This is a genomic window from Pseudomonas sp. NPDC089741, assembly GCF_044748825.1.
Lineage (GTDB): Bacteria > Pseudomonadota > Gammaproteobacteria > Pseudomonadales > Pseudomonadaceae > Aquipseudomonas > Aquipseudomonas helmanticensis.
On the sequence record NZ_JBIVGT010000038.1, the window covers coordinates 18,970 to 32,683 of the forward strand.

General features: G+C 60.6%; 11 protein-coding genes. 1 reads left to right on the forward strand and 10 read right to left on the reverse strand.

The window, feature by feature from the left end; all coding sequences use genetic code 11:
* Positions 1–39 precede the first annotated feature (39 nt).
* The 10 genes from trpE to ACIPZE_RS25200 all read right to left on the reverse strand — a co-directional run bounded on the left by trpE (position 40) and on the right by ACIPZE_RS25200 (position 12,565).
* Positions 40–1,518 carry an anthranilate synthase component I gene (gene trpE, locus ACIPZE_RS25155; RefSeq protein WP_283438593.1) on the reverse strand — a complete coding sequence of 493 codons (1,479 nt, stop codon included), beginning with the start codon at positions 1,516–1,518 and terminating at the stop codon, positions 40–42.
* Between the two features lie 71 nt (positions 1,519–1,589).
* Positions 1,590–2,408, reverse strand: a complete 819-nt coding sequence (locus ACIPZE_RS25160) for a phosphoglycolate phosphatase (protein ID WP_283438592.1) — start codon at positions 2,406–2,408, stop codon at positions 1,590–1,592.
* Positions 2,405–3,079: a ribulose-phosphate 3-epimerase gene (gene rpe / locus ACIPZE_RS25165; protein WP_007918813.1), complete on the reverse strand. Its 675-nt coding sequence runs from the start codon at positions 3,077–3,079 to the stop codon at positions 2,405–2,407. Before rpe ends, ACIPZE_RS25160 begins: the two co-directional genes overlap by 4 nt.
* 79 nt (positions 3,080–3,158) lie before the next feature.
* A complete protein-coding gene (locus ACIPZE_RS25170) occupies positions 3,159–4,307 on the reverse strand; it encodes an iron-containing alcohol dehydrogenase (RefSeq protein ID WP_400776015.1) in 1,149 nt (382 codons plus the stop codon).
* Between the two features lie 288 nt (positions 4,308–4,595).
* Positions 4,596–5,420: an ABC transporter permease gene (locus ACIPZE_RS25175; protein ID WP_283438589.1), complete on the reverse strand. Its 825-nt coding sequence runs from the start codon at positions 5,418–5,420 to the stop codon at positions 4,596–4,598.
* Positions 5,421–5,432: 12 nt separating this feature from the next.
* Positions 5,433–6,680: an ABC transporter permease gene (locus tag ACIPZE_RS25180; RefSeq protein WP_283438588.1), complete on the reverse strand. Its 1,248-nt coding sequence runs from the start codon at positions 6,678–6,680 to the stop codon at positions 5,433–5,435.
* Between the two features lie 200 nt (positions 6,681–6,880).
* The gene (locus tag ACIPZE_RS25185) at positions 6,881–7,924 is read right to left on the reverse strand and encodes a polyamine ABC transporter substrate-binding protein (protein ID WP_283438587.1); all 1,044 of its coding nucleotides are present in this window, start codon (positions 7,922–7,924) and stop codon (positions 6,881–6,883) included.
* A gap of 48 nt (positions 7,925–7,972) precedes the next feature.
* Positions 7,973–9,097: an ABC transporter ATP-binding protein gene (locus ACIPZE_RS25190; RefSeq protein WP_283438586.1), complete on the reverse strand. Its 1,125-nt coding sequence runs from the start codon at positions 9,095–9,097 to the stop codon at positions 7,973–7,975.
* 356 nt (positions 9,098–9,453) lie between these two features.
* Positions 9,454–10,083, reverse strand: a complete 630-nt coding sequence (locus ACIPZE_RS25195; RefSeq protein ID WP_008085218.1) for a response regulator transcription factor — start codon at positions 10,081–10,083, stop codon at positions 9,454–9,456.
* 85 nt (positions 10,084–10,168) lie between these two features.
* On the reverse strand, positions 10,169–12,565 hold the full coding sequence (locus ACIPZE_RS25200; protein ID WP_283438585.1) for a PAS domain S-box protein: 2,397 nt from the start codon (positions 12,563–12,565) through the stop codon (positions 10,169–10,171).
* 73 nt (positions 12,566–12,638) lie between these two features.
* On the opposite strand from ACIPZE_RS25200, the gene ACIPZE_RS25205 reads away from it, so the two are divergent.
* The gene (locus tag ACIPZE_RS25205) at positions 12,639–13,628 is read left to right on the forward strand and encodes an alpha/beta hydrolase family protein (protein ID WP_283438584.1); all 990 of its coding nucleotides are present in this window, start codon (positions 12,639–12,641) and stop codon (positions 13,626–13,628) included.
* The last annotated feature ends 86 nt before the right edge of the window (positions 13,629–13,714 follow it).

The following is a 13,714-nucleotide window of genomic DNA, read 5'->3' on the forward strand; positions in this document are numbered from 1 at the left end:
CCCTTACCACACATGGCCTCTCCCACTAGGGATCTGCGATCAGTCCGGGGTTTGTTCGGCCAGGGCAACGGCGCGGAACATCGCGCGGCGTTTGTTCAGGGTTTCTTCCCATTCCAGCGCCGGTACCGAGTCGGCGACAATGCCGCCACCGGCCTGCACGTGCAGTTCACCGTTCTTGATCACCGCCGTGCGAATCGCAATCGCAGTGTCCATGTTGCCGTTCCAGGCGAAGTAACCGACCGCGCCGCCATACACACCACGCTTGACCGGTTCAAGTTCGTCGATGATTTCCATCGCACGAATCTTCGGCGCGCCGGACAAAGTGCCCGCCGGCAGAATCGCCCGCAGCGCGTCCATCGCCGTCAGCCCGGCCTTCAACTGGCCGGTGACGTTGGAGACGATGTGCATCACGTTGGAATAACGCTCGATGACCATCTTCTCGGTGAGTTTCACCGAACCGATTTCCGATACGCGACCGGTGTCGTTACGACCCAGGTCGATCAGCATCAAGTGCTCGGCGATCTCCTTTTCATCCGACAGCAGATCTTCTTCCAGCGCCACATCGGCTTCTTCGGTCGCGCCACGTGGGCGTGTACCGGCAATGGGGCGCACGGTGATCAGGTTGTCTTCGACCCGCACCAGCACTTCCGGCGAACTGCCGACGACGTGGAAGTCGCCGAAGTTGAAGAAGTACATGTATGGCGTCGGGTTGAAGCAACGCAGTGCGCGATACAGATCGATCGGCGCAGCCTTGAAGTCGATCGACATGCGCTGCGACGGCACAACCTGCATGCAGTCACCGGCAAGGATGTATTCCTTGATGGTATCGACGGCTTTTTCGTAGTCGTCCTGAGTGAAACTCGAACGGAACACCGGATCAGCCGACTGCTGCTTGCTGAAATCCAGGCCACGGCGCGGGGTGATCGGCTGACGCAGTTTCTCCAGCAACGCCTGCAATTGCGCCTGACCTTGTTCGAAGGCATCGGCCTGCGCAGGGTCGGCCAGCACGATCGCGTGCATCTTGCCAGCGAGGTTGTCGAACACCACGACGGCATCGGAAACCATCAGCAAAATATCCGGCACACCCAAAGGATCCGGGTTCGGGCACTTGCCCAGGCGCTTCTCGACATAACGCACGCAGTCGTAACCGAAGTAACCGACCAGGCCGCCGTTGAAACGCGGCAGGCCAGCGATGGTCGGCACGTTGTAGCGTGCCTTGAAGGTTTCGACGAAGGCCAGCGGGTCTTCGACGTCGTGGCTTTCGGTTTCGACGCCATCGACGGTGATGCTGACGTGATGGTCGTGAACGCGCATGACCGTGCGGCATGGCAGGCCGATGATCGAATAACGGCCCCATTTCTCGCCGCCCTGCACCGATTCGAGCAGGTAGGAGTTGGGCTGGTCGGCCAGTTTCAGGTAGATCGACAGCGGCGTGTCGAAGTCGGCCAGGGTTTCGCAGGCCAGCGGGATGCGGTTGTAGCCGTCAGCGGCCAAGCGCAGGAATTCTTCGCGGATCATAAGGTGCCTCGTGGTGTGAGGGGCAAATCAGTCAGGTAGGCAAACGTGCCGGCAGGCCGGCGAGGAACAAGTCAGGCGCGCCAACGCCAGCGGGCCAGGGCCTTGATGACTTTCATCCAGAGTTTGCGAGTGACCACCACGATGGCGTTTCCAGAATGGGATTGAGAAGCGTCGGGCAACGTTATCTCAGCGGCCGTGACGAGGCAACCGGGAATTAGTTTGCGCAGATCGTCGATCACCAATGCCGGCGATTCCTCGGCAATTGGCCGGCCATGGTTGTAGCCATAACTCAGCGCCACGCATTTGACCCCCGCCGCTTTCGCCGCCAGCACGTCGCTGCGCGAGTCGCCGACGAACAACGATTGCGAGGCCGGGATATTGGCCATTTTCATCACGAAGAACAGCGCCGCCGGGTCAGGTTTTTTCTGCGGCAAGGTATCGCCACCGATGATCCACTTGAAATAGCGACCGATTTTCATCTGATCCAGCAGCGGCGCGACGAAGCGCTCCGGCTTGTTGGTGATCAGCGCCATGACCACACCCTGCTTTTGCAGCCACTTGAGGGTGTCGCGCACGCCGGGATAGACCACGGTCAGCTCGTGGCTGGCGGCGTAAGCCTCCATGAACACTTCCAGCGCATGTTCGGCCTCGACGTCATCCACCGCCGAATGATCGATGCTACCGGCCAAAGCGCGGCGCACCAATACCGGCGCGCCGTTGCCCACCCACTCGCGCACCGATTCGATGCCGGCAGGCTTGCGGCCGAGGGAGAGCAGCATGTTGTCCACCGCTGCTGCCAGGTCCGGAACCGAGTCGATCAGCGTGCCATCCAGATCGAACATCACCAGCCGAGGCAGTTTTCCCGGGAACAGCTGCTCAAACCCGCTCATGGGCGAGCCAGCGCCAGTTCGGAACGCATCTTGTCGATGACTTCCTGATAGTTCGGCGCATTGAAGATTGCCGAGCCGGCGACAAAAGTGTCAGCGCCAGCCGCAGCGATTTCGCGGATGTTGTTGACGTTGACGCCGCCGTCGATTTCCAGACGGATGTCACGGCCCGAGGCATCGATGATCGCCCGCGCTTCGCGCAGTTTGTCGAGGGTGCCGGGAATGAACTTCTGCCCGCCGAAGCCTGGGTTGACGCTCATCAGCAAGACCATATCGACTTTGTCGATCACGTATTTGAGCACGTCCAGCGGGGTCGCCGGGTTGAACACCAGACCGGATTTGCAGCCGCCTTCACGTATCAGTTGCAGCGAACGATCGACGTGCAGCGTGGCTTCCGGGTGGAAGGTGATGTAGGTCGCGCCGGCTTCGATGAAATCGCCGACGATACGGTCTACCGGGCTGACCATCAGGTGCGCGTCGATCGGCGCGGTGACGCCGTACTTGCGCAATGCCGCACAAACCATCGGACCGATGGTCAGGTTCGGCACGTAGTGGTTGTCCATGACGTCGAAGTGAACGAAGTCGGCGCCAGCGGCGAGAACGTTGTCCACTTCCTCGCCGAGGCGGGCGAAGTCGGCGGAGAGAATCGACGGAGCAATTACGAAGGGCTGCATGACGCACCTTTTCTGAGCTAAATCACGATGGCGCGCATTGTAGCCTCATGCTTGAGCGCGCGCACCGTGACCGCGATGATCAGTACGCCGCTCGGTAGATCTTCTCGATATCGACGGCGCTGAGTTTGCGCGGGTTATTGCGCATCAAGCGCTCGATCCCCGCGGCTTCCACCGCCATCGCTGGGATCGCCTCTTCCGGCACACCGAAACTGCGCAAACCGGCCGGGATTTCCACCGTTGCGCACAAATCGGTCATCGCCTGCACGGCTTTGTCCGCCGCCTCGGCTGCGCTCAGATGAGCGGTCTTTACGCCCATGGCTTCGGCAATATCCTGCATGCGTTCGACACAGGCCATCTTGTTCCAGGTCATGACATAGGGCAGCAACAGGGCATTGCTCACGCCATGGGCGATGTTGAAACGCCCGCCCAGCGGATACGCCAGCGCATGCACCGCGCCGACCCCGGCATTACCAAACGCCATGCCGGCCATCAAACTGGCGGTGGCCATGTCTTCGCGGGCTTGCAGGTTGGCGCCATTGGCATAAGCCTTGGGCAGGGCTTTGGCGATAAGTTTTATCGCGCCAATGGCCAGGGAGTCGGTGATCGGCGAGGCGTTCACCGACAGATAGGATTCGATGGCGTGCACCAACGCGTCAACACCACTGGCGGCGGTAACGCTGCGTGGGCAGGTCAGGGTCATCTGCGGGCTGACCAGCGCGACGTCCGGTAATAGAAAGTCGCTGACGATGCCTTTCTTCAGTTGTGCGACTTTGTCCGAGAGGATTGCCACGTTGGTGACTTCGGAACCGGTGCCGGCGGTGGTCGGGATGGCGATCAGCGGCGGGCCTTTGCGCGGCACCTGGTCGACGCCGAACAGGTCTTCCAGCGCGCCGTGGTAACCGGCATAGGCGGCAACACTTTTGGCGATGTCGATGGCGCTGCCGCCACCGAGGCCGATCAAACCGTCATGCCCTCCCTCGCGGTAAACGCGCATGCAGTCCTCGACGATGGCGATTTCCGGGTCGGGCAGCACGCGGTCGAAAATCTCGTAGTCACGCCCACCGAGTTGCACCAGCGCCAGCTCGACCGTGCCAGATTTGACCAGCGCGGCGTCGGTGACAATCAGCGGGTTGTCGATGTCGAGGCGCGTGAGTTCGGCGGCCAGTTGTTCGATGGCGGCGGCGCCGGTGATCAGTTTGTGAGCGATTTTGAACTGGGACAGACTCATCGTGCGCAGCCTCTTATAGATGTGGGAGCTGGGCACAAGATTAGCTGGGGATTTGGGGTTGTCTGCTATTCAGGTGGTGAATGACTCATCGAGCGCAAGAGCAAGAGCCCCTCACCCTAGCCCTCTCCCAGAGGGAGAGGGGACTGACCGAGTTGTACTCTCGCAATACGCCGACCTGAATTATCGAGTCGAACTCAGGTTTTGAAAACCATAAAGATCTGCTCCCTTTCCCCCTCGCCCCCATGGGGGAGAGGGCTGGGGTGAGGGGGTAAGCTCTTGATCTGGACCTTAAATCTGAGCGGTGCGCAGTTTTTCGCTGCGGCCACGCAGCCATTCCAGGGTCAGCAGCAGGATCACGGAGAAGGCAATCAGTAATGTCGCAGCAGCGGCAATCGTCGGACTGAGGTTTTCGCGAATCCCGCTGAACATCTGCCGGGGCAAGGTCGCCTGCTCGGGACCTGCGAGAAACAGCGTCACCACCACTTCATCAAACGAAGTCGCAAACGCGAACAGCGCCCCGGAAATCACCCCCGGCGCAATCAGCGGCAAGGTCACCCGACGGAACGCCGTCAGCGGTGAAGCACCGAGACTCGCGGCAGCCCGCACCAGGTTGTGGTTAAAGCCCTGCAACGTTGCCGACACCGTGATGATCACAAACGGCACACCCAACACCGCGTGCACCACAATCAACGAGAAGAAGCTGTTGCCCAAGCCCAACGGGGCGAAGAACAGATAACTCGCCACACCGATGATCACCACCGGCACCACCATTGGCGAAATGACCAGTGCCATCACCAGCGCTTTACCGGGAAAGTCACCGCGCGTCAGACCAATCGCCGCCAGCGTACCGAAGACCATCGCCAGCACCGTCGCCGCCGGGGCAACGATGATGCTGTTCTTCAGTGCACGCATCCATTCCGCCGAGGCAAAAAAGTCCTGGTACCAGTGCAGCGAAAAACCTTGTAGCGGGTATACGAGGAAACTGCCCGAGTTGAACGACAGCGGGATAATCACCAGCACCGGCAGAATCAGAAACAGCAGGATCAAGCCGCAGAGGATCCGCAAGCCGTAGAACCACACCCGTTCGATGGGTGACATATAAGGACTCAGCATCTCGAATTCCCCTTAGCTCAGGCGCAGGCGACTGGCGCCGACCAGCCAGCTGTAAATCAGATAAAGCACCACGGTCGCCAGCAGCAACAGCCCGCCCAGTGCGGTGGCCATGCCCCAGTTGATGCTGGTGTTGGTGTAGAAGGCAACGAAGTAGCTGACCATTTGATCGTTCGGGCTGCCGAGCAGTGCCGGGGTGATGTAGTAGCCGATGGCGAGAATGAACACCAACAGGCACCCGGCGCCGACGCCGGCATAGGTCTGCGGGAAGTACACCCGCCAGAAACTGGCGAACGGATGGCAGCCAAGGGAAATTGCCGCGCGCATGTAGGTTGGCGAGATGCCTTTCATCACGCTGTAGATCGGCAGGATCATGAACGGCAGCAGGATGTGCACCATCGAGATGTACACACCGGTGCGGTTGAACACCAGTTCCAGCGGTTTATCGATGATGCCCATGGCCATCAGGCCACTGTTGATCAGACCGCCCGATTGCAGGAGCACGATCCACGCGGCGACGCGCACCAGAATCGAGGTCCAGAACGGCAACAGCACCAGAATCATCAGCAGATTGCTCTGGCGCGAGGGCAGGTTCGCCAGCAGGTACGCCAGTGGATAAGCGAGTAGCAGGCAGATCACGGTGATGATCAGGCCCATCCAGAACGTGCGGGCGAAGATGTCGAGGTAGATCGCCTGATCCGGAGTGGCCGAGGCGACTTCGCCGAGGTCGTCGATACGGTGATCGACCGCTGCCAGCAGGTAATACGGGGTGATGCTGCTGGTGTTGCGTTTGACCGCTTGCCAGTAGGCCGGGTCGCCCCAACGTTCGTCGAGACCTTCCAGGGCTTCTTTATAAGAGGCCGGTTCGCTGGCGAAGGGCAGCGCCCGGGCGGTTTTGGTCAGCAGGCTGCGATAGCCGGCCAACTCCATGTTCAAGCGCTTGGACAGATCGCCCAGCGTCTGGTTTTTACGCGCTTCAGCGAGGTCTTCGCCGGCGGCTTTGTAGACCGGTTCAGCGGGCAGGCCGCGACCGTCCCAACTGGCGATGGCCGCCACGGTGCGCGGCATGCCGCCGACCACTTCGGGGTTGCCGACGCTTTTGTAGAGCAGCGCCACGATCGGCACCAGAAACACCAGCAGCAGAAACAGCACCAACGGCGCGATCAGCGCTTGAGCTTTCCAGCGGTTGACCCGCTCGGCGCGTTTGAGCTTCTGCTTCAAGGTGGGGCTGTTGCCCTCGTTCAGGGGAACGGCGATGGCCATGACGTACTCCGCAAATCTTTGATCGTTACAGAGGTGGCGAATACCACCTCGAACTTTTGCTACTGATCGTTCCCACGCTCTGCGTGGGAATGAATCCAGTGACGCTCTGCGTCACACGGGGACGCGGAGCGTCCCGGGCGGCATTCCCACGCAGAGCGTGGGAATGATCATCCGGAAAGCCGTCGGCCCGTATGCTCGGGTTATTTCGCGGCCCAGGAGTTGAAGCGCTGCTCCAGTTGCTCGCCGTTGTCAGCCCAGAAGCTGACGTCGATCTGCACCTGGTTGGCGATGTTTTCCGGGGTGGTCGGCATGTCTTTCAGGACATCCTTGGCCAGCAGCGGCACAGCCTGGGTATTGGCCGGGCCGTAGGCGATGTTTTCCGAGTAGGTCTTCTGCTGCTGCGGCTGTACCGAGTAGGCGATGAATTTCTTCGCCGCTTCGGCACGCTTGGCGTCGAGACCTTTCGGAATCGCCCAGGCATCGAAGTCGTAGATGCCGCCGTTCCACACCACTTTCAGGTTGGATTCTTTTTGCACGGCAGCGATGCGGCCGTTATAAGCCGAGCTCATCACCACGTCACCGGAAGCGAGGTATTGCGGCGGCTGCGCGCCAGCTTCCCACCACTGGATGCTCGGTTTCAGCTCATCGAGTTTCTTGAACGCGCGATCCTGACCGTCCTTGCCGGCCAGCACTTTGTAGACGTCTTTCGGCGCCACGCCATCCGCCATCAAAGCGAACTCAAGGGTGTACTTGGCGCCTTTGCGCAGGCCACGCTTGCCCGGGAATTTCTTGGTGTCCCAGAAATCAGCCCAACTGGTTGGCGCGGTTTTCAGCTTGTCGGCGTTGTAGGCCAGCACGGTCGACCAAACGAAGAAGCCCACGCCGCACGGCTGAATCGCGCCTTTGACGTAGTCTTCGGATTTGCCGAACAGCGCCGGGTCGAGTTGCTCGAACATGTCTTCGTCGCAACCACGGGACAGCTCTGGCGATTCAACTTCGACCAGATCCCACGACACGCTCTTGGTGTCGACCATGGCTTTGACCTTGGCCATTTCGCCGTTGTATTCGCCGGCGACGATCTTGCCGTTGCCCGCCGCTTCCCACGGTGCATAGAAGGCTTTGACTTGCGCCGCCTTGTTCGCCCCGCCAAACGACACCACGGTCAAATCGGGGCCTGCGGCCATCGCGCTTGCCGCACCCATCAGGCCCAGGGTCAGGGCGGTGAACTTCAGGGATCTCAACATTTATTGTTCTCTCCACGTGCAGGGTTGGTGTTGGTATTGCCGGGGCGATTAATGCGCCTCTAAAAGTGGATCAAGCGCGCGAACGTGCTCGACCTGCCAGCCAAGCGGTACCACGTCACCGACAGCGAGCGCGGGATCGAGCTCGGCAATCGGTTGTTTCACGAAGAAGTCGGTCTTGCCGCAGACTTCCAGGCGCACCCGGACGTGGTCGCCCAGATAGATGAATTCCGCCACCCTCCCTGAGAAGCGGTTAACGCATTGATCGCTGGAACCGTTGAGACTGACGCGCTCCGGACGAATCGACAGGGTCACCGGCTCGCCGGTCTGGCCGACGTTGACCGCCAGTGCCTCGACCTTTTCGCCACGACCCAATTCGACCACGCAACGCTCGCCGGTCTGGCTGAGCAAGCGACCGTTGAGGCGGTTGTTCTCGCCGATGAAGTTGGCGACGAAGGTGTTTTTCGGTTCTTCGTAAAGTGTGCGCGGCGGGGCGATCTGCTGAATTTCGCCTTGATGGAAAACCGCGACGCGGTCGGACATGGTCAGCGCTTCACCTTGGTCGTGTGTCACGTAGACCACGGTCACGCCGAGGCGCTGGTGCAGGTGTTTGATTTCCATCTGCATGTGTTCACGCAGTTGTTTGTCGAGGGCGCCGAGGGGTTCATCCATCAGCACCAGTTGCGGCTCGAACACCAGCGCGCGGGCCAGTGCCACCCGTTGCTGCTGGCCACCGGACAACTGCGCCGGATAGCGCGAGGCGAACGCGTCGAGCTGAACCATGCTGAGGACTTTCTTCACGCGGTCGCTGACGTCGCTTTTGTTCAGACCGCGCACGGTCAGCGGGAAGGCGAGGTTTTCAGCCACGGTCATGTGCGGGAACAGCGCGTAATTCTGGAACACCATGCCGATGTCACGCTTGTGCGGCGGCACGTTGTTGATCGAACGCCCGGCCAGCAGGATTTCACCGGCAGTCGGCGTTTCGAAACCGGCGAGCATCATCAGGCTGGTGGTTTTGCCGGAACCGGACGGCCCGAGCAGGGTGAGAAATTCGCCTTTGCGAATGTCCAGGTTAAGGTCTTTGACGATCAGGTTCTCGCCGTCGTAGCTCTTCTGCACTCCACGAAAGCTGACCAGCACATCACTGGCCCCTGCGTTTGAATCGACCTGGCTCATACCCACACCTTTGTTGTTGATGACTGCTTGTGGATTAAGCCTAGTGGTTGCTGACAGGCACGCAAATCGGGGCGCAGGAGAGAATCGCCTCAGCCGGATGGAAGGTTGGGGGTAGGGATTGCCCTACAAGGATGGCGCGGATTGGCAAGCCAGCGGCAAGTTTCAAGCCGCAAGCCGCAAGCAAGGGCAGAAGCGCTTGTCGCTAACAGATACGCCCACACAACATCGGCCATGAACGCGGACGGACAGACGACTCGTGTCTACTGTAGGAGCTGCCGCAGGCTGCGATCTTTTGACTTTATAAACAGCAGGATCAAAAGATCGCAGCCTGCGGCAGCTCCTACAGGGGAATTGGTTTAGAGGAGTTTGTGTTCCATCGCGTATTTGACGAGTTCAGCGAGGGAGGTGATGTTGAGCTTCTGCATCAGCCGCGCCTTGTGGGTGCTGATGGTTTTGCTGCTCAGCGCCAGTTGCTGGGCGATGTCGTTGACGTTGGCGCCTTGGGCCAGGCGCTCGAACACCGAGAATTCGCGCTCGGAAAGCAGTGAGTGCAATGGCCGAGCATCGGTCAGGCCGACTTCAAAAACCATACGATCCGCCAGATCCGGGTCGATATAACGCCCACCCGCCGCGACCTTGCGGATCGCCGTGAGCAACAGCGCCGGATCGCTGTCCTTGGTCGCATACCCGGCCGCACCGACCTTCAGCGCGCGGGCGGCCATCTGCGCTTCATCGTGCATCGACAGCACCAGAATCGCCGGCGGATTGTTCAGTGCGCGAATACGCGGGATCGCTTCGAGGCCGTTGACGCCGGGCATGGAGATATCGAGCAGCACCACTTCGCACGGAACATGGCGAAGCGTCTCCAGCAGTTGCTCGCCGTTGCTCGCCTCGCCCACCACCTGCAGATCCTTGGCCAGACCGATCAATTGCTTGATGCCCTCACGGACGATGGTGTGGTCTTCGGCTACCAGTACACGGATCAAATTTTTTCTCCAGACTTCAAGCAAACACTAATCCCTGTAGGAGTGAGCCTGCTCGCGATAGCGTCAGCTCAAACACCACAGACTTTCAGGCCTCACTCACCGGCACGCGCACCACCAGACTAGTGCCCTCCCCCGGCTCACTCTCCAGCACCAACCGCCCGCCCATGATCAACACCCGCTCACGCATGCCGACCAGCCCGAACGAAGTCGGCCGCCCCGTCGCGGCGACAAATCCTACGCCATCATCGGCAACCGTCAGGCACAATTCGTCGCCCGCAAGCTCCAGTGTCAGCTCAACAGTATGCGCCTGAGCATGACGCATCACGTTGGTCAGCGCTTCCTGCAATATCCGGAACAGCCCGATCGCCTTGGCATCGCTGAGCGGCGGCAGGTTGTCCGGCACCTGCACCAGACACGGAATCTGCGTACGCGACTCGAACCGTCGCGCCTGCCACTCGATCGCCGAAGCAATCCCGGCATCGAGAATCGGCGGACGCAACGCCGTCGCCACATCCCGCACCAACTGAAACAACTGGGCGATCAGGCGCTTCATGCTGTTCAGCCGCTCATTCAGGCCTGGGTCGAGTTGCGCATAGGCCAATTCGCACATCGACGTCTCCAGTTTCAGCACGGTGAGCATCTGCCCCAGTTCATCGTGCACTTCGCGGGCGATCCGCGCCTTTTCCTCTTCGCGCACGCTCTCAAGGTGCGCCGACAGTTCGCGCAGTTGTTCGCGAGAATCGGCCAGTTCCAGCTCGATGCGCTTGCTCTCGGTGATGTCCCAGACGATGCCGTCCCACACGTAAGCGCCATCCTCCAGCTGGCGGGTGATCGCCTTGATCTCGGCCCAGCGTTGTTCACCCTGACGCGTGACGATCCGGCCCTGCCACGACCAGTCGCTGTCGGTGTCCAGCGCCTGATCCTGGGTGCGGTGATAACTGGCCTTGTCGTCCGGGTGCACCAGACTGCGCAGGCCCATGTCACGGTGGGCAATCACGGCCGGCGCGTAGCCGACCAGGCTTTCACTGCCCTCGCTGATATAGGCAAAGTCGATCTGCCCGGTCACCGGCGCCCGCTCCAGACGAAACACCAGCCCCGGCACGTTGGCGGCGATGCCTTGCAGGCGCGCCTCACTTTCCTGCAACGCGGCCAATGCACGGCGACGCTCAGTGACGTCGTTGAGATAAACCACCAGATACTCGCTGTCGCGAAAGCGCAGAAAACTCAGCGACACATCCGCCGGCAAGACACTGCCATCGGCGCGCACGCAATTGGTTTCGAAACTCAGCGGCCCTTCTTCGCTGGCCCGCGCGCGCTTCCACAGATTGAGCCAGCGATCCATGTGCAGGCCCGGCTCGAAGTCGATCAAAGGTCGCTCGATCAGCCCGCCCGAGGGATAACCGAGCATGATTTCTGCCGCGCGATTGGCGTAACGCACGTGGCTGTCCCAATTGACCCAGAGAATGCCGACGGTACTTTGATCGATGGAAAACTGCGTCAGCCGCAGGGCTTCCTCACTTGCCGCGCGCAGGGCGATGTCTTCGCGGGCGGCGAGCAGACGCTGTTCGAGACTGTGCTGCTGACGCCGCTGCCAGAACACGATCGCCACGCAACTGAGCAGCATCACCGCGAACAACAGACTGAGGTTCTGCCAAAACCCCGGCGACTCGGACAGTCGCGGATATTTCGGTTGCAGCCATTGATTGTGCAGGCGCTCCAGGTCTTTCCCCGGAATCGCGCGCAAGGCGCTCTGCACGATGCCGGCAAGCTCGGGCCAGTCGCGGCGCGTTGCGATGCGCAGCAATTGCGGCAAACCGATATCGCCGACCACCAGCAATTCGGCGAACTCGGGCTCTACCGATAAACGCCCGAGCTGCGCTTCATCGATCACCGCATAAGACGCCTGCTGACTCAACAGCAACTGCAACGCCTGACGGTCCAGCGGCACGCCTTGCAAGTTCAGATGTGGATAGTTGCCGCGCAGATAGTCTGCCGTCGTACTCGGCATGCGCACGGCAACACGGGTCTGGCTGTCGAGCTTTTCCAGATCGATGGCGCCGCTGGCCTTTTGATCGCTGACGATCAACTGCGGCACGCGCATGTACGGATCGGAAAACTGCCACAGGCGCAACGCGCTCGGTGTCTGTGTCAGGCCGGGGGCGATATCGATTTCACCCGCGCTCAGGGCCGCTTCCAGTTGCGCGAGGTCTTGAAAATTGCGCCAGCTCAGTTCGACATTGAGCGCTTTGGCCAATAACTTCATCACCTCAACGTTGGCCCCGGACAGGCGTTGCGAGCGTCGGTCATATTGCGCATAGGGCGCTTGCAGCACCAGGCCGACGCGCAATTCAGCATGCTGCGCCAGCCATTGCTGCTGACCCGATGACAATTGCGCGAGGTGTGCCGGTGGCGCAGGCGCCGCCCAGCCCATCAAGGGAAACCACAAACAGCCGATAACCCACAGGCAGCAAAATCGCTTCATTGAAGTCTCATACACTGACAAATTCTGACCAACCCATTAGGCTGCCGGGATACTTTCTGGCCTGGAATAACCGATGCCCTCTGTTTATCGCCTGGCAATGCCAGCATTGTGCCTGTCGCTGATCCTGCCTTGTGCGTTTTCCGTTGAAGCCGCCGACCCGGCGCCCGCCGCCACGGCAGAAAAACCTGCCGAAGAAAAACCGGCCGAACGCCAGCCACTGCTTGAGCGTAGTCAGGAAGAGGCCGCCGCACTTGAACGTAAGGTGCCGGCGCAGGAACAACAGCAATTGCAGGCTGGCAGCGACACCTTTCTGGCCCTGTGGAAACCGGCCAACACCGCCGAACCCAAAGGAGCGGTGATTATCATCCCCGGCGCCGGCGAGACGGCTGACTGGCCGCAGGCAATCGGTCCGTTGCGGCGCAAACTGCCGGATGTCGAGTGGAGCAGCCTGAGTATCACCCTGCCCGATCTGCAAAGCGATGCCATCGCACCGCGTGTAATCGAGCCCGCCGCCGCACCGAAAGCAGCAGAAACCGGCAGCAAGGATTCGACCACCGCACAACCGATCGAACAGGCAGCGGGTGGGGAAGCGGAAGTCGCCGATCAGGTCGTTGCCGAAACCACCGAAGAACAAGCCAAGGCCGACGCCGAACGCATCTTCGCACGCATCGATGCCGCGATTGGCTATGCCGAACAGCAGAGTGCGCGACGCATTGTCGTGCTCGGCCATGGCACGGGCGCCTATTGGGCGGCGCGTTATCTGAGCGAGAAGCAAACCGCGCAGGTGGAGAAGTTCGTCATGGTCGACGCGCAGATGCCGGCCAAGGCCAAGCCGCAACTGGCGGAGCTGACACCGACACTGAAGTTGCCGACCGCAGACATTTTCTACATGGACAAAACGCTGGATCGCAACGCGGCGCTGGAACGTATGCAGGCGAGCAAACGCTTGAAGACGTCAGCGTTCAGCCAGGTGGCGTTGAAGGCGTTGCCGGATAACAAGGCCGAACAGGAACAGTTGTTCCGCCGGGTGCGCGGCTGGCTGAGTCCGCAGAACACCGATTGATAAAAGCAAAAAGATCGCAGCCTTCGGCAGCTCCTACAGGAAACCAATGTAGGAGCTGCCGCAGGCCGCGATCTTTTGATCTTCCA